Raw genomic sequence first — 21,458 nt, 5'->3', positions numbered from 1 at the left:
TGCATCCGACAAAAGTACCAAAAATCGGGCTGAGATTTGGGCTTAACTTATTAGTTTAGATTCTTGGGCCAAAGTTTTGCTCCTGTCAACAGCTTGTATATATAACTATGAATCTGCGTATTTTCCTGTGTGCTATCCTTTTCTGTCCCGTTGTTTTTGGTCAAAAAATAGATAGTACCGCATTGAACAACCTGCGTGACGCAGCGCTGGAATTTCAGAACAGCGAAATGATGCGGAGCGGAACGCTGGCGATCAGCATTAAATCGGTCAGGGATAAAGCGCCTGTTTTCGGTCTGCACCAGGAAATGTCGCTACCATCGGCGTCGACTTTGAAGCTCGTGTCCACAGCCACAGTACTGGCTGTTTTTGGAGGCGATTACAAATTCCAGACTTTCCTTGAACATGACGGACAGATCAAAGGAGATACCCTGCTGGGTAACCTGTACATTCGCGGAACGGGCGACCCTTCGCTGGGCAGCGATAGGTTTCCGGGTTTTCTCAAATCCGCGGAGCTGATCAATCGCTGGTCCGCAGCTGTCAGAAACACCGGAATCAAGCATATTAAAGGAAAAGTACTTCCTGATGCATCGTTTTTTGACAATGCAACCGTAGCCAGTACTTGGATTTGGGGAGATATGGGAAACTATTACGGAGCAGGCGTGCAGGGACTTAATTTGAATGAAAACCTATATCGTGCAAAGTTCAAGCCGGGCGTGGAACCGGGCGACCCGGCAACTTTTCTGGGCATTGAACCGGCTATTCCCTATCTCACATTCACCAACCGGGTAACTACAGGCGAAAAGGGGAGTGGCGACAAAACGATCCTCTATTCCAGTCCGCTCGGGAATCAGGTGGTGCTCACGGGAACAGTTCCTGCCGGCGTAGCGAATTTCACCGTCAAAGGCTCAATTCCAAACGCGGCCGAGTATGCCGCATTTGCATTGAAAACGGAACTGGCCAATGCAGCAATCCGTATTTACGACCAAAGTCCGCCATTTTCAGGTGTGGCGACTGGCAATCAGAGAAAGGTTTTGGATGAATATAAATCCCCTGCATTGCGGGAGCTTTGTCAGCAGACGAACTTTTGGAGTATCAACCTTTTTGCAGACGCATTCTTAAAGCAGGCGGGTAAAAGACTTACCGGTAAGTCGGATTTTGATAATGCCGCACTGGCTGTAACAGGCTACTGGTCTGGAAAGGGAGCTGATCTCCGGGGATTTTACATTAAAGATGGCAGCGGGCTTTCGCCCTCGGGTTCCATTACAGCGGGCAGCCTCACCGAAATATTAAATCTCGCGAACAAAGAAGCGAGCTTCAACGATTTTTACAAGAGTATCGCGGTTTTGGGACAAAACGGTACAGTCAGAAACCTGGCAAAAGGGACTCGGGCTGCGGGGAATGTACACGCGAAAAGCGGCTCAATCGAAGGTACAAGGGCATACGCGGGTTATTTTACAACGAAGTCAGGCGCATTGATGAGCTTTGCAATTATTGCCAATAAGTACATGCCGGGTAGCCAGCGCATTGTTTCCGAGGAGCTTGTAAAAATGATGGTCTTAATGGCGCAGTTGTGAGAAGTCTTGCTAGCTTTGTAGGTTAGCTCAACTCTCGGTTACAAGATGAAAAAAATTGACGTTTGCGTCATTTACTACGGAAAGCCTTATCAAACCATCATTTCCATACTCTCGCTGCTTAAATTCAGTGGTCAGCACATCAAAAAGCTTTACATTACCGTAGAAAAGTCGCAGCCTTTCGACAAGTTCGGGGATGTTTACCATGTGATTAAAACGATTACGCCGCTGATTGAAGTTGACCTGTATTATCCCAAACACTTTTACCAGCTCGGGTATCTAGACTACGAGCGCACCCGGCGCGACACCGCATATCGTTACCAGATTCCTTACCAGTACGCACTCGAAAATGCGACAGGTGACTATCTCTTTATCATGCATAATGATATGGTTTTCCGTCGTGATATGATTGGTGAAATGCTTCCTGTATTCAGCGACCCGAATGTGGCTGGAACTGGTTCAATCGGTCAGTGCTGGTCTTGCCCGGGCTTTTCCGCTGGCCTCTGTCACGGCTCCAAATTTGAGCAGTATGTTCCGACGCAGGAAGAAGCGATATTGCTGCATGAAAAATACAATACGCCGCGGAAGGAAATGGATATTAGGATTTTGAAAACAGGTCGTGTTCACCCGATGCCAGAGTGCCGGCTCAATGAGTATGCCTGTATGATTAACCTGGATCTGTACCGAAAAACGACGCTGCCGAAAGGTGATAATGTTTGTTTTGGCGGGAATTGGGGCTTTACTGCCGATTTAGGCACAGGGTGGTTTCACCAGATGGTCAACCAGGGATTCCGCTTTCAGCATTTTGTCCTCGAAGATTACGCTACGCATTCACAGTTTAATCCGATCGGACAGGGAATACACGCCTATTCCAAAGAAGAAAACTATAATTTGAGCGAGCAGAATGCATTGGAATACCTCAAAGCCAACTATGGAACAGACGCTGCATTGGATCGGAGCTATAAGCGTTTGGCAAAATTGAGGGTGGTAAAAGGGAAGTTTGGCAAGTTCCAAGCGCTATGGACCCATAGGGTTAAGAAGGTTTACAAGATTGTAACCGGCTCAGCTGACAAGGATATATAGTTTATCAGCTGAGCGCAGTCTTCTTAAGTAAGGTCGCATTTACTTCACTTCTTCGATCACGAAATTGTGGTTGGTATAAATACAAAGATCGGCCGCAACCGTGAGCCCTTCTCTTACCATTTCTCCGGCTGAAAGGTGAGGCGCGTGTTTTTTCAATGCCTGCGCGGCGGATAATGCGTAATTTCCACCAGAACCAATTGCCGCAATGCCATTTTCAGGTTCCAATACGTCGCCAGTTCCTGAGATAACCAGGATTTCATCTTTGCTGGCAGTGATCATCATCGCCTCCAACTTTCTCAGGTAACGATCTGTGCGCCAATCTTTCGCGAGTTCAATAGCGGCGCGTTTCATATTGCCGCCGTATGCATTCAATTTTTCTTCAAAGCGCTCGATCAATGTAAATGCGTCGGCTGTGGAGCCTGCAAAGCCGGCCAGGATTTTTCCTCCCATCAAGACTCTGATTTTTTTAACATTGCCTTTGGCAACTGTATTCCCCATTGTCGCCTGCCCGTCTGCTCCCAGCGAAACTGTTCCATTATGTAAAACCCCAAGTACGGTTGTTGCGTGTATTTTCTCCATGAATATTGGCTCTGAGTAATTCGAATTTGGTTAGTACTTCAAAACAAAAGTGCCAGGCCGGTTAGCCTGACACTTTGTGCATTTATTAATATTGATAAACTGATTTTGTCATTAAACCAGCATGCTCATCGGCTCTTCCAGCAACTTTTTAACCGTTAGCAGGAACTGCGCAGCGGTAGCTCCGTCCACTACGCGGTGATCAGCAGAAAGTGTTACTTTCATGACGTTGGTCGGGTAAACCGTCCCATCTTCTTTGAAAGCAGCAACCTTCTTGATTCCGCCTACTGCGAGAATACAAGAATCCGGCGGGTTGATGATCGCAGTAAATTCATCTACTCCGAACATACCCAGGTTGGATACAGAGAATGTGTTTCCTTCCCAGTCTTTCGGCTGCAATTTTTTATCCTTCGCTTTTCCAGCCAGGTCTTTCACTTCTGTTGAAATTGCGGAAAGCGTCTTTTTGTCAGCGTCACGTACCACAGGAACGAGCAAACCTTCGTCTACCGCTACTGCAACACCTACATTGACATAATTATATCTTCTGATTTTATCACCCAGCCAGGCAGAGTTGACAGCAGGATGTTGTTTCAATGCAACCGCACAAGCTTTGATCACCATATCATTAAAGGAGATCTTGGCAGGACTTACCTCATTCAGCTGCGGACGAAGCGACATGGCTTTGTCCATTGTGATTTCCATGGTAACATAGAAGTGCGGCGCAGTGAACAAGCTTTCGCTCAGGCGGCGCGCAATTGTTTTGCGCATTTGCGATACCGGCGTGTCTGTAAAGTCGCCTGTTGCAGGTGCGCTGGTTGCTGCCGGTGCAGTTTGTTCAGCTTGTTTTGGTTTTTCAGCAGGAGCAGCTGAGGCAGTTTCCGGTGCAGCTTGCTTGGCAGCAGGCTTAAACTCATCTACATCCCGTTTCACAATCCTGCCATTATCACCGCTGCCTTCGATCTGACTCAGGTTGATTCCTTTTTCATCCGCCATTCTCTTTGCAAGCGGCGAAGCTTTGATACGGTCACCTGAGTCTGCTACTGAAACGGATTTATCTGCTTCTTTCTCACCAGCAGGTGCAGCAGCATTTCCTTGTGCAGGAGCGCTTTCGGCGGCAGCATGCGCTTCCCCGTTTTCACGGGCGATCAATGCATCTACATTTGCACCTTCTTCACCGATTACTGCAATAATCGCATCCACCGGCACTGATTCACCTTCTTTGATCCCGACGAAAAGCAAAGTCCCGTCTTCATATGCTTCGAGCTCCATAGTGGCTTTGTCGGTTTCGACTTCGGCCAGGATATCACCGGATTTAACTTTATCTCCCACTTTCTTCTGCCAGGAAACCAGAGTTCCCTCTTCCATTGTATCGCTCATTTTAGGCATGCGAACAACAGCGGCATTGATTTTCTCGGCAGGGGCATTTGCAGGGGCAGGAGCGGGTTGTTTAGCTTCCTGCTCCGGAGTTACAGTTTCAATTGCGGCTGCTTCCGGTGCTGGTTTTGTATCCTCTTTGGGTGCGGCGTTTCCGTTGCTTGAAGCGCCATTGCTGCCACCTTCAAGCAGCGATTTATAATCTTCACCTTCGTTTCCTACAACCGCCATAACTCCGTCAACAGGCACGGAATCACCTTTATTAACTCCAATGTAGAGAAGCGTACCGTCATAGTAAGATTCCATCTCCATCGTTGCCTTATCGGTTTCTACCTCAGCCAGGATATCGCCGGATTTTATTTTATCACCTACTTTTTTGTGCCATTCCGCGATAACACCCTCTTCCATGGTGTCGCTCATTTTGGGCATACGAATTACTTCTGCCATATCGCTCGTTAAGGTATTTTAGTTTCTTCGGTCTTAAATTAGATTCAGGTCAAAATTACAATAAAAGGCCAATTCTGCACCCAGTTTTGAGATAATTCTAAAACCCGGAACGTATTAATTGATCTTCAATACAGCCATAAATGCCTCTTGCGGGATCTCTACGCTGCCGACCTGACGCATGCGTTTCTTTCCTTTTTTCTGTTTTTCAAGCAGCTTACGTTTCCTTGAAATATCACCACCATAACACTTGGCCAGTACGTCTTTACGCATTGCCTTCACAGTTTCGCGCGCAATGATTTTCTGACCGATCGCAGCCTGGATTGCAATTTCAAACATCTGCCGCGGGATCAGCTCACGCAGTTTTTCGCAGAGTTTTTTACCCCATTCGTAAGATTTCGACCTGTGTACAATGGCAGATAATGCATCCACCGGCTCGCCATTGAGCATCACGTCCAGTTTCACCATATCCGACTCCTGGTAACCTGCCAGTTCGTAATCAAGTGAAGCGTAGCCGCGGGAAATGGTCTTCAATTTATCGAAAAAGTCAAATACCACTTCTGCCAGCGGGATCAGGAATTGCAGCTCCACACGCTCAGAAGTGAGGTAAACCTGGTTTTTCAGGATCCCCCTTTTATCCATACACAGGTTCAATATCGGGCCGATATAGTCCGACTTCGTGATGATCTGTGCATTGATGTAAGGTTCTTCAATGACCTTGATTTGAGTAGGATCAGGCATCTCGGAAGGTGCGCTGATGTTCAGAAGCTTATCTTTTGTATTGATTACCCGGAACTGCACGGAAGGAACGGTTGTGATCACCGTCATATCAAATTCCCTTTCCAGCCTTTCCTGGACGATTTCCATGTGAAGCATGCCAAGGAAGCCGCAACGGAATCCGAAGCCCAATGCGGCAGAAGTTTCCGGCTCCCATACAAGCGCCGCATCGTTCAGCTGCAATTTTTCCATTGCTTCACGAAGTTCTTCGAATTCACTCGTATCTACCGGGTAAATACCTGCGAAAACCATTGGCTTTACTTCTGAAAACCCAACAATAGCTTCTTTGGCAGGACGGTCGATATGTGTGAAAGTATCACCGACCTTCACTTCTTTGGCTACTTTAATACCTGAAATCAGGTAGCCTACGTCGCCACATTCCACTACCTGCTTTGGAATTTGAGCCAGCCCGAGCGTGCCGATTTCGTCGGCGATATATTCTTTGCCGGTCGCCATGAACTTAACCCGGTCGCCTTTCCTGATACTTCCGTTTTTCACCCGGAAAATAACTTCGATCCCGCGGTAAGAATTGAAAACGGAGTCGAAGATCAGCGCTTGCAAAGGCGCTTCGGGGTCGCCCACGGGAGCTGGGATACGTTCAATAATTGCATTCAGGATATCTTCAATCCCGATCCCTTCTTTTCCGCTTGCAGGAATGATATCTTCCCGTTTGCAGTCAAGCAGGTCCACCATTTCGTCTTTGATCTCTTCGGGCATTGCACCCGGAAGGTCAATCTTGTTAAGGACCGGAATAATGACCAGATCGTGATTGATCGCAAGGTATAAGTTGGATATGGTCTGAGCCTCTGTGCCTTGTGATGCGTCCACAAGCAGCAATGCGCCTTCGCAGGCAGCAATGGAGCGGGATACTTCGTATGAAAAATCGACGTGCCCGGGCGTGTCGATCAGATTGAGGATGTACTCTTCTCCCTTGTAAATGTAGTTCATCTGGATCGCGTGGCTCTTGATCGTGATGCCTCGTTCGCGTTCCAGATCCATATTGTCCAGCAGCTGCGCCTGCATTTCCCGCTGTGTTACTGTTTTGGTAAATTCAAGCAGACGGTCGGCCAGCGTACTTTTGCCGTGGTCAATATGGGCAATAATGCAAAAATTACGGATTTTCTTCATGAAAATAGTTACTATTCAAATGCTTTGCGGTACAAACTCGGTTCAAAGCAATCACAAAATTACGAGGGGATTTAATATTTCAACTGCTTTTCTCCGGTAACTTGAAAGTATTACCGCGGTAAGGTGTTTTTCAGGAAAATTGGCCTAGTCCAGTGCGGCCATCGCCTTGATCACGCCATTCGCAGGATCAAGCCAGCTTTCGAACGTATCTTTCACTTCGCCGAAAGTCACCCGGTGGGTAATGTACGTTTTAGGGTCAACCTGCCCGTTTTTTATGTTTTTAATTACATGCTCGAAATCTTCCCGGGTCGCATTGCGGCTGCTCATTAACGTGGCTTCCCGCCTGTGAAACTCGGGGTGGCTGAATGTAATATCGCCCTTCTGCAAACCTACAAGCACATAACTGCCTCCATGTGCGAGATAAGTAAAGGCAGTGTTAATTGCACGCAGGCTTCCCGTTGCGTCAATGATCACCGTCGGCATTTCGCCGTTTGTAATTTCAGCTAACTGATCAGGTACGTTGTCAGTCAATGCATTGACAGTGTGCGATACACCGATTTTTTCGCGGCAAAATGCAAGTCTGCCATCGTTGATATCTAATGCAATCACATTGCCGCCCGCTATTCTGGCAAATTCCATTGTGCCCAAGCCAATTGGTCCTGCGCCTACTACCAGCACGTTTTCACCTTCCCGTATACGCGCCCGCCGCACTCCGTGGGCACCGATTGCCAGGGGTTCCACCAATGCGAGCTCGTCGAAGCTGAGCCCGTCACCATGCACCAGGGAGTAGGAGGGTACAGGGAGGTACTCGACCATTCCGCCATCGATATGCACACCCGAAACCTTCAAAGTTGTGCAGCAATTTGGCTTACCATTCCGGCAGGCTACGCATTTCTGGCAATTGAAATAAGGAATGAAAGTAACAGCCTCGCCAACCAAAAAGTCGGTGCGGTCTGTACTGACAACTTCCCCGGCGAGTTCGTGACCGAGGATTCTAGGATAGTTAAAAAAAGGTTGTGTTCCTTCAAAAGCATGCAGATCGGTTCCGCATATTCCTATTCTTCTGATGCGGATCAGCGAGTAACCCGGCGGGGTTTCAGGTTCCAAAGCGTCCTGGTACTCGAAGTGACCGGGTGTAGTGCAGACAAGTGTTTTCATTTCGCGAGGTTCCGCTGAGTTTAAATGAGTAAGGTTAAGAATTAGCAAGTGCGCGGTCCAGGTGCACATAGCCGCCATCTACATAGATCAGCTGACCGGTTGTGTGGCTGGAACGTTCAGAAAGCAGGAATACAGTCGTATTTGCAATTTCTTCGGCAGTTGTCATCCTATTTTCGAGCGGAATATTCGCAGTGATGGAAGCCAGTTTTTCAGCAGGGTTTGGTAATGTTTGAATCCAGCGTTCATAAAGCGGCGTCCAGCATTCTGCCACTACCACTGCATTTACCCTGATCCCGTATTTCAGCAGTTCGACGGCCCATTCTCTTGTTAATGCATTCCTCCCACCGTTGGCAGCCGCATAAGCCGAAGTGCCTCCCTGTCCCGTATCGGCAGTTTTTGAGGTAATATTTACGATTGCACCTTTTGATTGCTTCAATGCAGGCAATGCATAGTGCGCCATGAGATAATAGTGAACAACGTTTTTATGCAAAGAAGCGATGAAGCTGTTGTAGTCGCCATTTTCCAGACCTACGCCGTCGTTTACACCTGCATTGTTAACCAAACCATCAATTCGCCCGTATTTTTCAAGAACAGCATTAACTGCGTTTTCGGATTCTTCCGGCTGAGTAAGCTCGGCAGCTACCTGAAAGGAAACAAATCCTTTGGAAGCGAGATCATCTACCACTTTCTGGTTATCCTCTGAATTTCGCCCCACTATCACGGGAATGGCGCCTTCCTTTGCCAAAACCTGGACGATCCCTTCGCCGATTCCTTTGGCGCCGCCTGTTACGATTATGATTTTATCTTGAAGTTGTAAGTCCATATTGTTCAACAAATCAGGTTGATGTTTTTTAGTAAATCAGTGCGAAGTCCCGAGTGTAACTTTTTTGATCGAATTGTTTTTAATGGCAAAATAGAGCACTACCAGAAAGCAAACAGCAGGCACAATGTAGGCAGTTTGGATAGAAGAAATATCCGAAACCTGCCCCATGATCACCGGAAAGAATGCGCCGCCAACGATGGACATAATCACCAGTGAGGAGCCGATTTTAGTCTTTTCACCCAGTCCGCGGATACTTAATGCAAATATCGTCGGGAACATGATTGACATGAAAAATTGCACGCCGACCAATGCATATACCGCCGCCATTCCTGTGGTAGTTACTGCTATTGCCAGCAGGATTACATTCAGGACACTGTACAATGCAAGCAGGCGCGGAGGTGCTACAAAGCGCATCAGGTAAGTGCCGATAAAGCGACCGATCATGAAGCTCAGAAATGCGCCGGAAAGGAGGTAAGCTGCCGTTTTTTCTTCAATTCCGGCCACTTGATCAGAAAAGCGGATAAAGAAACTACTGATACAAACCTGCGCTCCTACATAGAAAAATTGCGCCGTAGCCCCAAGAAGCAGGTTTTTCTCAACCCAGATCGAGCTGCCCGCCACGTTGCCGGTTTCGTCTTCATCTTTGATCTCCGGGAGCGAAGTCCGCCAGATCAGCGCCGCTACCAGCAATACTACCAGACCGATTATGATAAAAGGCACCTGAACGGAAGCCGCTTCCGCATTGAGATACGAGTCGAGTGCTTCTCCCGACATTGCCTGCTGCTCCTGCTCTGACAGCGTTTTACCTGACAATATGAAGGTGCCGCCCACCAATGGCGCCAGAAAAGCAGCAAGCCCATTGAAGGATTGTGCGAAATTCAGGCGCTGTGTCGCTGAATCCGGGTCGCCTAAAACGGTAATATAAGGATTTGCAGCGGTTTCCAGCATGGTCAATCCGCTCGCAATGATGAACAACGCAATCAGGAAAAAGCCGAAGTGGCGCATTTCCGCAGCCGGGTAAAAGAGGAATGTACCAAAAGCAAATAGCAGCAATCCTAATGTAATCCCGGCTTTGTATCCGTATTTTTTCATAAACAACCCGGCCGGGAATGCAATGAGGAAATAGGCTATATAGGAGGCCGAGTCGATCAGTGCAGATTCGAAATCGCTGAGCTGACAGGCTTTCTTCAAATGCGGAATTAAGATGGGATTGAGGTTGAGGGCAAAACCCCAGAGAAAAAACAATGAAGTGATCAGGATAACAGCCAGCCGCGTTCTACGATCGGTCATAGGAGGTATAATTTGAGTTCAGGAACGGGTGTAAAATAAAACAAAACAATTCAAAGGAATTATATTTTTTTGCCCGTGAAACCAAACCTACCTGATGTTCAGGTGCTGCTGTACCTCGTCCTTTCGCCGGCGGGATACTTCGACCCGCGACCCGTCTGTCAGTACCAGATACTCGTTGTTGCTGCTGATGCGTACAATGTAGTCGAGGTTAACCAGATGTGATTTGTGCGTGCGGACGAACTTGAAGTCCACGAGCATATCTTCGAAATACTTCAGTGTTTTGCTGGCTATGAAGGTTTTCCTGTCTTTCAAATGAATAACCGTGTAGTTCCGGTCGGCTTCAAACCTGAGAATTTCGCCAACCATGAAGAAGAAGATGCCTTCGGTGGATGCAACTGCCAGCTTGAATTCCTTGTACTCCTTCTTCTCAAAATTGCCGACCAGATTTTCGTAGCGCTGTATCTTCTGTTTGGCCGTGTCCCGCTTGAACAAGTGCCGTCTGACTGCCACCACGAGATCTGCGGGATCAATGGGTTTTAGCAAATAATCGACCGCACTGAACCGGATCGCCTGGATTGCATATTGGTTGTATGCAGTGGTGAAAATGACATTGAAGGTGGGCTTAGAGATTGCTTTAAGAAGTTCAAATCCATTCTGGTGCGGCATTTCGATGTCCAAAAAAACGAGCTCAGGCGAATACACGGACAGTACACGTTGTGCTTCTGCTACGGACGATGCAATTCTCAGCTCCACGATCTCCGGTACGTATTCCCTTATGTACTTATACAAAATGCTTCGGGATTTAAACTCGTCATCGACTATCAAAGCTTTGATCATGAGGGAGGTATTTAGTTGATTGATGAATGTGTACTTATTTCTAAGCAGGTCCCGCAAGGTAAGTTGCTTCGGACATCAGCGCTGCGGGAATGTGCAATCGGTACCGCTGGTTTATTTGGTGGATTGTATCTGCGAAGGCGGCGATTTCCTTTTATTAAGTGGATTTCACCGGCAGCTAATCGGAATAGCGGGCTGTAAAAGCATAGGTTTAGTTTGGCAGCTCATGTCAAACTCAATCGTCTTTTATGAACCACCTTATCAGATTTTTCACCCTTTTCTTCATCGCAGGCACCATTTACGCGCAGGTGCCACAAAAGTTCACTTTCCAGGGCGTAGCGCGGGACGCGAGCGGTAAGCTGCTGGCTGACAAGAATGTCGGGCTACGTTTATCCATCAGACCGGTTACCGCCCTTGGCACTCCCGTATATCAGGAAACCCACACAACTCAGACTTCTGCCAATGGAATTTTCAATATCTCTGTTGGAGGAGGAACTGTTCAAAGCGGCCAGTTCTCGGAGATCAAATGGGCCAGTGAGAAGTTTTTCCTCCAAGTAGAGCTGGATCCTAACGGAGGAAGTAATTATGTCAATTTAGGGGCCACTGAATTATTGAGCGTGCCGTATGCATTGCATGCGGAGGAGGCGGGGAGATGGAAGAATTTTGATCCGGTAGTACATAAAGGAAAACTAGATGAGGGAGGCCTTTTGTCGGTGAACCAAACTGCCGGAAACGAAGCAAGTAACGATGCATTTCTAATTTGGTATCCACGAAAAGCGGCTTTTAGAAATGGTAGCACCGACAATTACGAAACGTTTAAGGACGAGAATATCGGACTTCGTTCATTTGCTACCGGTATGAACGCGATTGCTAAAGGTGCTATGTCAGTAGCAATGGGGGTTGATGTAGAGGCACTTGGCCATAGATCTACGGCAATTGGCGACTTTGTAAAGTCGCTTGGGGAAAATTCACTTTCACTTGGTGATGGTTCTGTTGCATCTGCGGAAAACTCAGTTGCAATTGGGAATAGTGTTAAATCAATAGGAAACTATTCTATTGCGCTAGGCTACAATCTTCAAAGCAACGCTAGATATGGAACTACAATAGGGATGAGTAATGATATTTCAGATGCTTTCGATAACGAAATTAAACCTACGCAACGGCTCTTTCAAATTGGAAACGGTGATGCACCAATTAACGGCGTTGGATCAAGAAAAAATGCGCTTACAATCTTACGGAATGGCAATGTCGGAATTGGCAATAATGTGCTGTTAGCAACCCACATTCTTGACGTAGGACATCGAATTCGACTGCGCAGTAACCCCGGCTATACAGCTGGCTTGTGGCTGGACGATGCTGGTGGGGCGCAGTACTGCTTTATAGGAGGTGTAAATGATTCGCAAGCGGGCTTCTATTTTGCGGCTAGTAATGCATGGCGTTTCAACGTGCATAACAATGGAAGTGCCTGGCTAGCCGGTACTCTGACCCAAAACTCCGACTTCCGCCTCAAACGAGATATCGTTCCACTTTCTGCCAACTTTGAAAAGCTATCTTCCATTTCGGGCCGACATTATTACTGGAAAGATCCGCAGCGTAGTCAGGGTTTACAGACCGGTTTGATCGCCCAGGAAGTTGAGGGTGTTTTTCCTGAGCTGGTGGAGACTGACAAGGATGGATATAAGTCAGTCAACTACATTGGGTTGATCCCGCATTTGCTCGAAGCAGTAAAGGAGCTAAAACGGGAAAATGCGCGGTTAGGCAGCGAGAATAAAAAACTGACTGCCGACGTAAATAAATGGGCTGATTTGCAGAAAAGAATAGAAGCTATCGAGGCAAGTCTGGTGCAATCGCAGGCAACTTTATCTAAATAAGCGCGCTATGATCATTCTAATCTGGATCTGTATTGTAGCAGATGTTGTCGCGGCGGTTTTCCTTCTGATTACTTCTGTGACTTCAAACCAGGATGCAGCTGGTGCGGGAATGGTGCTGCTGCCCGCCATTCTGCTGATCGGACTTGCTGTATTGTCCTACTTTTTAATGCAGAAACATCACAACGGCTGGGCGCTCGTGGCCAGTGGTTTGCCGGCTATTATTCTGCTATATCTGCTTTTCATTTCTGTAACCTGATTCAGGCATGTTCCTGATAAGGTTTGCTTTGAAAGCTGTAAATAAGATAAAACAATGCAGGCAGGATAAACACACTGCCCAGTAGCAAAGCCATTCCAAGTGCCTGCATTGTTTTCTCCTGACCACTGTGCTCGACAAGCGACAAATACCCGTTCTTCAAAATTACGATATTAGGGAAATGGCGAAAAGTGGTTGTAAGTAAAATCATGGTCACCTGAAAACCAGCCAGCGGACGAAGCAGCTTGATTTTCCCCTGATAAAGCTGCTGCCACATATACACAAGTGAAAGCGTCGCTGCCACAATGGAAATTCTGCCCACCCAGTTACCAAAGACCCATTCAAATAAAGGTATCTTCTCAAAATAGGCAGACGTGAATACCAGTGCACCGCATGCCACCGCGGCAATATTGAAGAACTGCGCCTTGTGCGCGAAACGCAGTCTGTCATTTTCATTGTCAGTTTCGCCGATCAGGTATACCGAGGCTAGAAAGCCGCAGATTGCCACAGTGAACAAGCCAACCGCCACGGAAAACCAGTTGAGCCAACTCATAATGTAGGCTTCCATAAAGCTTTTTGCCTCCGGATTGATGTGCCCGGAAACTGCACTCCCGGCAATTATTCCCAAAAACAACGGGGTTATAAAACTAGAAACAGCAAAAATGGTGTTGTAAATGCTTTGCATATCGTCCACCACCGCGTCGTAGTGCCGGAATGTAAAAGCAGTACCTCTCGCGATAATTCCCATTAACATGATCGTCAACGGAATGTGCAGGAATACCGACATTGTTGAATAGATAACCGGGAAACCGACAAACAGAATCACAATCGCAATAATAAGCCACATGTGATTAGCCTCCCATATCGGCCCGATTGCCGAATAGAGCGTCTTACGGGTAACCGCCTTGTTCTTCTTCGACGTAAACAATTCAATAATACCAGCACCAAAATCCGCCCCACCCATCAACAGATAAAGCAAAATCGATGTCCAAAGGAATGTGATGACGACGTAGAGCATGTTCAATGAGTGAATGAGTGAATGAGTGAATGACTGAATAAGCGGTTGTGGAAACTTTCCTCCTTTTCCCGCCTTTCCTGATATACCTTCAAGCGAGCCTCCATTTTGTCACCCTGAGCGGACCGGGCCGCCGGGCGGTCGAAGGGCTACTCAATACTTATCATAAAGCGTTCCGACCATCTTAATCTGGCGATACAGCATAAATATTACAAAAATGGCGAGGGATACGTAGACTGCTGTGAAAAGGTAAAATGAGTAGCTGATGCCGGGCATGGGCGTTACTGCGTCGGCGGTTCGCATGACTTCGTATATGATCCAGGGTTGGCGGCCTACTTCTGTGACTGTCCAGCCTGCTTCCACGGCGATGAAGCCTAGTGGGGTGGCGAAGACAAAAAGCTTTAACAGCCATTTCGCGCTAAGCCAGTCCCGCTTTTTCCACAAAGCCAGGAAGTAAATCGCCGAGATGAGCATCATCGTCATTCCCATTCCGACCATAATCTGGAATGCATAATGGGTGATTGCTACGGGTGGATGATTTTCGGGTTTGATCTTGTCAAGACCTGTTACTTCCGACTCAAAGTCACCATGAGCAAGAAAGCTCAGAAATCCCGGAAGCTTGATCGCATATTTTACTTCCTTCGCTTCCTCATCAGGGATTCCTCCAATGATCAACGATGCGGACTTTTCAGTTTTGAAGTGCGCTTCCATTGCCGCGAGTTTGGCAGGCTGTCTTTCAGCTACATCTTTTGCCGAAATGTCTCCGCTGAGCGGTTGTATCAGTGCTGCCGCACAGCCAAAAATCGCCGCAATCTTAAACGATTTGGAATGAAAAAGGACATTGTTGCCGCGCATGATCATCAGTGCATGCACACCGGCAACTGCAAAGCCCGTCGCGACAAAAGCAGCTATCGTCATGTGCAAGGCTTGTGAGAACCAGGCTTTGTTAAACATTGCCTGAATAGGATCAATGTTCAGGTATTGTCCGTTTACAAAGTCGAAACCGGCCGGACTGTTCATCCATGCATTCGCAGCTACCACGAGTATGCCGGATGCAAGGCCGCTTACCCCTACGATCACGCCCGTAAACCAGTGAAACCACTTGTTAAACCGATCCCAGCCGTAGAGAAAGAAGCCCAATGCAATCGCTTCAATAAAAAATGCCGTTCCTTCTAGAGAAAACGGCATTCCGAAAATCGGTCCTGCGTGCTTCATAAATTCCGGCCAGAGCAGCCCCAGCTCAAAGCTGAGTACCGTGCCCGAAACAGCGCCGGTCGCAAAGAAAATCGCGACGCCTTTGCTCCAAGCTTTGGTAACGTTCTTGTAAACAGGTTCGCCTGTCCTAAGCCAGTAGAAGTGGGCCACTGCCATGAAAAATGGCATGACCATACCAATGCAGGAAAATATAATATGAAATCCCAGAGATAGGGCCATTTGGGATCTCGCAGCAATGAAATCGTCCATTTGGAGTAGTAATTAAGGTGCTTCAAAGCTAATGAAGTATCCCCTAACTACCGCCCTCAAATTGAAAAGAATCAAGAATCCAGAGAATCCGAAGACTTGTTTTTCTTGGCCAGTCGGCGCTTTACAATGTCCGCGGGGTATTTCAATGCAAGCTCGCGGATCTCGTATGTGAATTCCTTGAAAGTTTCTTCCCACACTTCCGCCTCGCCGGGTTCATACTCATAGAATCCATGTGAGTTGAGGATACCTTTGCCGCCTTCACGAACTACTTTATCAATGAGCTCGGGCACTTCGGTGCTGTTGTTCAAAGTTGGCAGCAGGTTTTTCATTACTGTGTGATAAGCAGGGACACCCGTAAGATCCATCCAGCGGAAAATACCCACCATTGTCATGAAATATCCCGCATTGTTGCGGCAAGAGCGGTCTACATCTTCTATGGTCGCATACCCATTTTCGACCAGACTGATCGCCTCCCGGTACATGGCGTACATCAATCTGTTGGTAATAAAGCCCGCAATATCTTTCCGAACCAGAATCGGCTCCTTACCCCATTCCTGCGAGAGTTCATACAAATACTCGCCGTATTTGATATCAGACTGATCTCCGCAGATGATTTCCAGAAAGCGGGTGGTATGTGCGGGCTCTGTCCAGTGTAATCCCAAAAATCGCTCCGGGTGCTGCGTGAGTTTTTGTAGCTGACTGATAGGAATGGCGGAGGTATTGCTCGACAGGATTGCGTCCGGTTTGATCACGGCCTCGATCTTCTGATATACCGATCCTTTTACGTCAATATTCTCGATTGTGCATTCATTCACCAGCTTGCACGGGTGCAGTATACTGTAATCTTCGGTGATAATCAGCCTTCTGAGATAGTACTCCGGCTCGTTTTCGATCAGCCCGTTTTCCCAGGAATTCTGTAAATGTTCGCGGATCCTTCTTTCGGCATGATCCATATCCGCATTGAGCGGTGCAATTGCCGCAACCTGGTGGCCAGCGATCAGCAGACCGGTTACAATGCTGCAACCCATCAAACCCAGGCCAACAATGCCGACGGGTATTTCATTCGTGTTCATAAATAGCAGGGGTTAGGGGTATCAAAAATGCTATTTACGAAAAAAGCCCCGAAATCATTGATTCCGGGGCTCTTACCTGTTTCTAAAAGCTATTTTGACCAGCTGCTCACTTCTGATTCTACTTCCTCTCTAGTCTTACCTAGTTTTTTCTGAAGCTTTCCAAGAAGTTCGTCTTCTTTTCCGTCTTCGTACAACAGGTCGTCGTCAGTCAAATCTGCATATTGCTGCTTGAATTTTCCCTTAATCTCGTTCCAGTTTCCTTTTACTTGTTGTGTGAATGCACTCATGACTTTAGTTATTTAGTTTGTAAAAAATACTTTTTAACGTCAGTTGAAAAAGCTAGTTCAAGAACTATACCAAACGTCCTAAGATGCTACAATGCGGGTTTTTTGATTTTCTTCTGAGCAACAAATTCCCGCAACTGTCCAAGTTTTTCTAAGATCCGGACTGGATCAGCTTGTCAAGCCGTACAATCCCCTGCACCATCGAGCGGACCGAATGGTAGTTCACCTTCCAGGAGTGGCTCATGTGTTTCCAGATCGGCTCGCCCTGGCGGGTAAGTAGCGGCAGCCACTCGCCAACTTCTGAATGGATCATGTGGTCAAACACAAAGCGGTGGGTCGCATCGTAAGCTTTCAGGTATTTCTCGTCCCCATAAACGCGGTATGCATCCAGCATTCCGATAATTACTTCTGCCTGCTGCCAAAATTCTTTTTCCCTGTCGTAAACTTCGCCAGCATGCGAACCTTCTACATATACACCCCCAAATTCCCAGTCGATACCATGTTCCACCGCGTGATCGAATGAGGCCAGCAACTGTTCGCGGTAGTCATCATAAGAGATTCCGGCGATGTCCAGCGCGTGCATCAGCAGCCACGCAAACTCTACATTGTGACCGTAACTAGTATTGTCTTCCGCTGAGCTCTTCATCCCATCTTCACTAAACCGGTCCCAACCCCAGATAATGTCGAACTTGATCTGAGGCGCTACCGTCCAGTCTGCCCAAAATTGCGGGATACCCGTTTTATAAACCGGGTGCATGATCTTGTTGATCAGCAATTGGATGATTTCGAGCAGCTTGCGTTTGTGTACCTGCTGCTGGCTTGCTTCATACAATGTTGTAAAAGCTTCCATTAAATGCATGTGCGCATCAAGTGTCTTGCGATCGCCGCCCGCCGGGCCAGGCCCTTTCAGTTCCCAGTTACGGTGGAACATTTCAAAATATCCGCCATAATAGGTATCTGCTCCATGCTTTTGAAGCAGGTCAAAAACCTTCTCTGCATATTCCAGCCCACGCGGGTCGCCTGTGGCGAGCGTGTACTCGGCCAGGCTGTACATCGCGAAACTATGACCGTAAATGATCTTTTCGTCAATTTTAACATTGCCTTTGCGGTCCATTAACCAGTAAAAACCACCGTGTTCCTTATCCCACATTTTATCAATCAGAAAATCGACGCCGTGCCTGGCTATTTCTACATATCTTCCCTCGCCGTAACCTGCCCGGTGCGCAGACGAAAATGTAAAGACAGTGCGGGTTTGCGCGATCAATGATTTTTCATCTTCGCCTGAATCATTACCTGCATTGTCGAAGTGTGTGATAAATCCGCCGTTTTCTTTGTCAACACATCGAGTTTCCCAGAACGGTAAAAGTTCATTTGTCAAATGGTTGTGAATTTCGGCTCGGTAGCTTTTTAATTGTTCAATGTTCATCGGGTATAAAAAGGTAAGTTTTTGATTTAACTGCGGTTTTGTTCAAATGGGCTATCTGCCGGATTTTATTGCATTAAAACAACTCAGTTCCGCGCGCAGGCCGGATCTACTAGGTAAGTCAGACCGATAAAATAACTACTGAGACACTTTCGGTGCCGAGGTAAGCGGCGATTGATTTGCAAATGCTGGTACATACTTTTTAATTCGCAGAACATTCCTTTGATATACATCCTATGAGCAACTCCGAAATTGTCGAGATCCTTGAACTTACTGCCAAATTGCTCGAACTGCACGGTGCAGATCCGTTCAAAATCAAAGGCTATTCGGTAGCTGCATTTTACCTCGACAAATACAAGGAAGGCGAGCTGCAAAATATGAGCGAGGCCGAACTCACCAAATTGCAGGGTGTTGGAAAAAGTACTGCCGGTAAAATCGCGCAGATCGCCCGCACAGGCACATTCCCGGAGTTGGAAGAGCTGATCAGCAATACGCCGCTGGGAGTAATGGAAATGTTCAATATCAAGGGAATCGGGCCGAAAAAAATCGCTGTGCTCTGGAAGGAGCTGGGCATCGATAACCTGCACGAGCTGGAACTCGCATGCTTGAATGGGGCTGTCGCAAAGCTGAAAGGTTTTGGGGGAAGTATCCAGCAGAAAATACTCGACTCGCTCGCTTTCCTGAAAGATCAGGCCGGAAAGCTTAGAATGGATAAAGCAGAGTCCGTAGCTAATGCGATTATCGCCGAGTTAAGGAAAACGTTTGAGCCGGTGGAAGCAGCGGGGGATATCCGTCGCAAGTCGGAGATTGTCGATACGATCCGCATTCTGGCAGTGACAGATTCGCCTGCTTTGTTACAAAATACAATCGGTGAAATTGACTGGCTGGTGCAGAATGAAAAGAAATCTTCGCCATTTGTGTGGCGGGGTAATGTTCAGGATGTAGCAGTGGCAGTTGAAATTGTAGCCGTAAAACCTGAGCGCGCGATCAATGAGCTGTTTCTTGAAACTGCAGACGCGGAACATCTAGGTTTTCAAAATGCTTCCGGCACATCGATCTGGCGGCAGGCTTATTATGAAAGTGCCGATTCTGAGGCAGCTATCTACGAAAAAGCGGGATTTCCATATATAGTACCCGAAATGCGTGAAGGCGCTGAGGAATTTATCTGGGCCGAAAAACATAAAACCGAAGAGCTGGTAACCTGGGACGATCTCCGCGGTATCCTGCATAACCACAGTACTTACTCCGACGGGCAGCATACATTGGAGCAAATGGCGGTGCATTGCCGGGACCTCGGTTTTGAATATCTTGGAATTGCCGATCACTCGCAGACTGCCGTTTATGCGCAGGGACTTTCCATTGAGCAGGTAATCAGCCAGCATCAGGAAATTGAAAAACTAAATGCACGCTTTGCCGCAGAAAACCCGGCCAAACCATTCAAGATATTAAAAGGCATTGAATCCGATATCCTGGGCGACGGCTCGCTCGACTACCCGACAGATATACTTGCTTCTTTCGACTACATTGTCGCGTCTGTGCACAGTAACCTGACGATGTCACAGGAAAAGGCGACAGCACGTTTGTTGAAAGCCATTGAAAATCCATATACCACGATACTTGGTCACCCGACAGGCCGACTCCTGCTTTCACGTGAAGGTTATCCCATTGATCATAAAATGATTATAGATGCCTGCGCTGCAAACCAGGTTGTGATTGAAATCAATGCATCACCCTGGCGGCTGGATATTGACTGGCGCTGGATTTCGTATTGCATGGAAAAAGGCGTCTTACTCAGCATCAATCCCGACGCCCACGCAATGGAAGGTTACCAGGATATGCACTACGGCGTAGCAAACGCCAGAAAAGGCGGACTAACAAAGGATATGACGTTCAATGCATTTGATTTGGGGAAAATGGAAGCTTATTTGGTGGGAAGGAAGACGAGAGTAGGAGGGGCGTAGATTAAACTTCAAACCTCAGACTTCGGACTTCAAACTTCGAACTTCAAACTCATGAACTCTAAACTCATGAACTCTAACTAAAACACCTTCAACACATGTTCCTGCTGGTAAATCTCTGCCGGAAGATGATTGATAATCCCTTGCTTCAAGGCGTCGATTAACCTGGTTTTCATTTGCTCGCGGTTGACGATCAGACAGACTTCGCGGGCTGGCTCGGGGAAGCGGAAGTTGCGAATGTGTTTTTTTCGTTCATCGGAAAGCTCCATAACTGCCATTTCAGGCAAAATTGTGATGCCGCCATTTCGCTCAACCAATCTGATCAAGGTTTCCATACTGCCCGAGCGATAGCTGAAACTGCTTCCAAACTGACTGTTCCGGCTCAGTTCGCAGAGGCGCTGGATCTGGGTCCTGAAACAATGTCCCTCTTCAAGCAGCCAGAGATCATTTGGCTCTATATCCGTTGGTAAAATGTATTGCTTATTATACAAGTCTGTGTTTTCGGAAACAAATGCGAAAAACCGTTCCTTATATAAAGGTAGCTCCTGCAAGCTGCTCTCTTCCGATAGAGAAGCGATAATGCCCACGTCGAGATTGCCCATTTTTAGCTCTGAAATAATCTTCTCAGTGATCATTTCGGAAACGTGCAGCTTGATATCGGGATATTCCGCTATAAATGGATTTACGAAATGCGGCAGCAGGTAAGGTGCAATGGTCGGGATTACTCCCACGCGCAGCTCTCCGGAAAGATCGCCATTGAAATGCTTGGCTATCTCGTTCATCCGTGAGGTTTCGCGTAAGATGGTTTTGGCCTGATCTATAATCTCGCGGCCGATTCCGGTTGGTACGATAGGTTGTTTCGTACGGTCGAAGATCTTTACGGAAAGTTCTTCTTCCAGCTTCCGTATCATCATTGACAAAGTAGGTTGCGTAACATTGCAATGCTCAGCTGCCTGCACGAAATGCCGGTAATTGTCCACGGCGACAATATATTCCAGTTGCTGGATGTTCATGGATTGCTTAGAAAATCTATGTTGCGAAGTTAGGAATAGATTTTGC

The 21,458-nt window shown here is 47.3% G+C and carries 18 protein-coding genes; 5 read left to right on the top strand and 13 right to left on the bottom strand.

Annotation, left to right across the window (positions count from 1 at the left end; translation table 11 throughout):
- The first annotated feature begins 107 nt into the window (after positions 1-107).
- Positions 108-1,574, top strand: coding sequence for a D-alanyl-D-alanine carboxypeptidase/D-alanyl-D-alanine endopeptidase (gene dacB, locus Q369_RS0117960; protein ID WP_031529167.1), 1,467 nt, complete (start codon positions 108-110; stop codon positions 1,572-1,574).
- Positions 1,575-1,619: 45 nt separating this feature from the next.
- Complete coding sequence (locus Q369_RS0117955) at positions 1,620-2,654, top strand: hypothetical protein (protein WP_031529166.1); 1,035 nt, start codon at positions 1,620-1,622, stop codon at positions 2,652-2,654.
- A gap of 39 nt (positions 2,655-2,693) precedes the next feature.
- On the opposite strand, the gene hslV is transcribed toward Q369_RS0117955, so the two are convergent.
- From hslV to Q369_RS0117920, 7 genes are all read right to left on the bottom strand, one after another.
- Entirely contained in the window at positions 2,694-3,233 is a 540-nt protein-coding gene (gene hslV / locus Q369_RS0117950) for an ATP-dependent protease subunit HslV (RefSeq protein WP_031529165.1), read from the bottom strand.
- A gap of 111 nt (positions 3,234-3,344) precedes the next feature.
- Entirely contained in the window at positions 3,345-5,051 is a 1,707-nt protein-coding gene (locus Q369_RS0117945) for a pyruvate dehydrogenase complex dihydrolipoamide acetyltransferase (protein WP_031529164.1), read from the bottom strand.
- Between the two features lie 114 nt (positions 5,052-5,165).
- Positions 5,166-6,953, bottom strand: coding sequence for a translation elongation factor 4 (gene lepA, locus Q369_RS0117940; protein WP_031529163.1), 1,788 nt, complete (start codon positions 6,951-6,953; stop codon positions 5,166-5,168).
- Positions 6,954-7,097: 144 nt separating this feature from the next.
- Entirely contained in the window at positions 7,098-8,111 is a 1,014-nt protein-coding gene (locus tag Q369_RS0117935) for a zinc-binding alcohol dehydrogenase family protein (protein WP_031529162.1), read from the bottom strand.
- Between the two features lie 34 nt (positions 8,112-8,145).
- Positions 8,146-8,934 carry an SDR family oxidoreductase gene (locus tag Q369_RS0117930; protein ID WP_031529161.1) on the bottom strand — a complete coding sequence of 263 codons (789 nt, stop codon included), beginning with the start codon at positions 8,932-8,934 and terminating at the stop codon, positions 8,146-8,148.
- Positions 8,935-8,970: 36 nt separating this feature from the next.
- A complete protein-coding gene (gene fucP, locus Q369_RS0117925; protein WP_031529160.1) occupies positions 8,971-10,224 on the bottom strand; it encodes an L-fucose:H+ symporter permease in 1,254 nt (417 codons plus the stop codon).
- Between the two features lie 87 nt (positions 10,225-10,311).
- Positions 10,312-11,061 (bottom strand): LytR/AlgR family response regulator transcription factor, encoded by a 750-nt coding sequence (locus Q369_RS0117920; protein WP_031529159.1) that lies wholly within the window; start codon positions 11,059-11,061, stop codon positions 10,312-10,314.
- Between the two features lie 245 nt (positions 11,062-11,306).
- Between Q369_RS0117920 and Q369_RS28415 the strand changes: the two genes are divergently transcribed.
- Together Q369_RS28415 and Q369_RS0117910 are read left to right on the top strand one after the other, a co-directional pair.
- Entirely contained in the window at positions 11,307-12,929 is a 1,623-nt protein-coding gene (locus tag Q369_RS28415) for a tail fiber domain-containing protein (protein ID WP_051664130.1), read from the top strand.
- A 7-nt stretch (positions 12,930-12,936) separates the two neighbouring features.
- A complete protein-coding gene (locus tag Q369_RS0117910) occupies positions 12,937-13,185 on the top strand; it encodes a hypothetical protein (protein ID WP_031529157.1) in 249 nt (82 codons plus the stop codon).
- Position 13,186: 1 nt separating this feature from the next.
- On the opposite strand, the gene Q369_RS0117905 is transcribed toward Q369_RS0117910, so the two are convergent.
- The 5 genes from Q369_RS0117905 to Q369_RS0117885 form a co-directional block, all read right to left on the bottom strand.
- The gene (locus Q369_RS0117905) at positions 13,187-14,200 is read right to left on the bottom strand and encodes a cytochrome d ubiquinol oxidase subunit II (protein ID WP_031529156.1); all 1,014 of its coding nucleotides are present in this window, start codon (positions 14,198-14,200) and stop codon (positions 13,187-13,189) included.
- 150 nt (positions 14,201-14,350) lie between these two features.
- Positions 14,351-15,661, bottom strand: coding sequence for a cytochrome ubiquinol oxidase subunit I (locus tag Q369_RS0117900; protein WP_031529155.1), 1,311 nt, complete (start codon positions 15,659-15,661; stop codon positions 14,351-14,353).
- A 71-nt stretch (positions 15,662-15,732) separates the two neighbouring features.
- A complete protein-coding gene (locus Q369_RS0117895; protein WP_031529154.1) occupies positions 15,733-16,734 on the bottom strand; it encodes a 3-hydroxyacyl-CoA dehydrogenase family protein in 1,002 nt (333 codons plus the stop codon).
- An 89-nt stretch (positions 16,735-16,823) separates the two neighbouring features.
- Entirely contained in the window at positions 16,824-17,021 is a 198-nt protein-coding gene (locus Q369_RS0117890) for a CsbD family protein (RefSeq protein ID WP_031529153.1), read from the bottom strand.
- Positions 17,022-17,169: 148 nt separating this feature from the next.
- A complete protein-coding gene (locus Q369_RS0117885) occupies positions 17,170-18,444 on the bottom strand; it encodes a beta-1,2-mannosidase (protein ID WP_031529152.1) in 1,275 nt (424 codons plus the stop codon).
- A 233-nt stretch (positions 18,445-18,677) separates the two neighbouring features.
- Between Q369_RS0117885 and Q369_RS0117880 the strand changes: the two genes are divergently transcribed.
- A complete protein-coding gene (locus tag Q369_RS0117880; protein WP_031529151.1) occupies positions 18,678-20,402 on the top strand; it encodes a DNA polymerase/3'-5' exonuclease PolX in 1,725 nt (574 codons plus the stop codon).
- Between the two features lie 77 nt (positions 20,403-20,479).
- On the opposite strand, the gene Q369_RS0117875 is transcribed toward Q369_RS0117880, so the two are convergent.
- On the bottom strand, positions 20,480-21,412 hold the full coding sequence (locus Q369_RS0117875; protein WP_031529150.1) for a hydrogen peroxide-inducible genes activator: 933 nt from the start codon (positions 21,410-21,412) through the stop codon (positions 20,480-20,482).
- Positions 21,413-21,458 lie beyond the last annotated feature (46 nt).

This window comes from Dyadobacter crusticola DSM 16708 (assembly GCF_000701505.1).
In the GTDB taxonomy this organism is placed as follows: Bacteria; Bacteroidota; Bacteroidia; order Cytophagales; family Spirosomataceae; genus Dyadobacter; species Dyadobacter crusticola.
The sequence above is the reverse complement of the archived record's forward strand: the minus strand, read 5'-3'. Positions and strand labels throughout refer to the sequence as shown.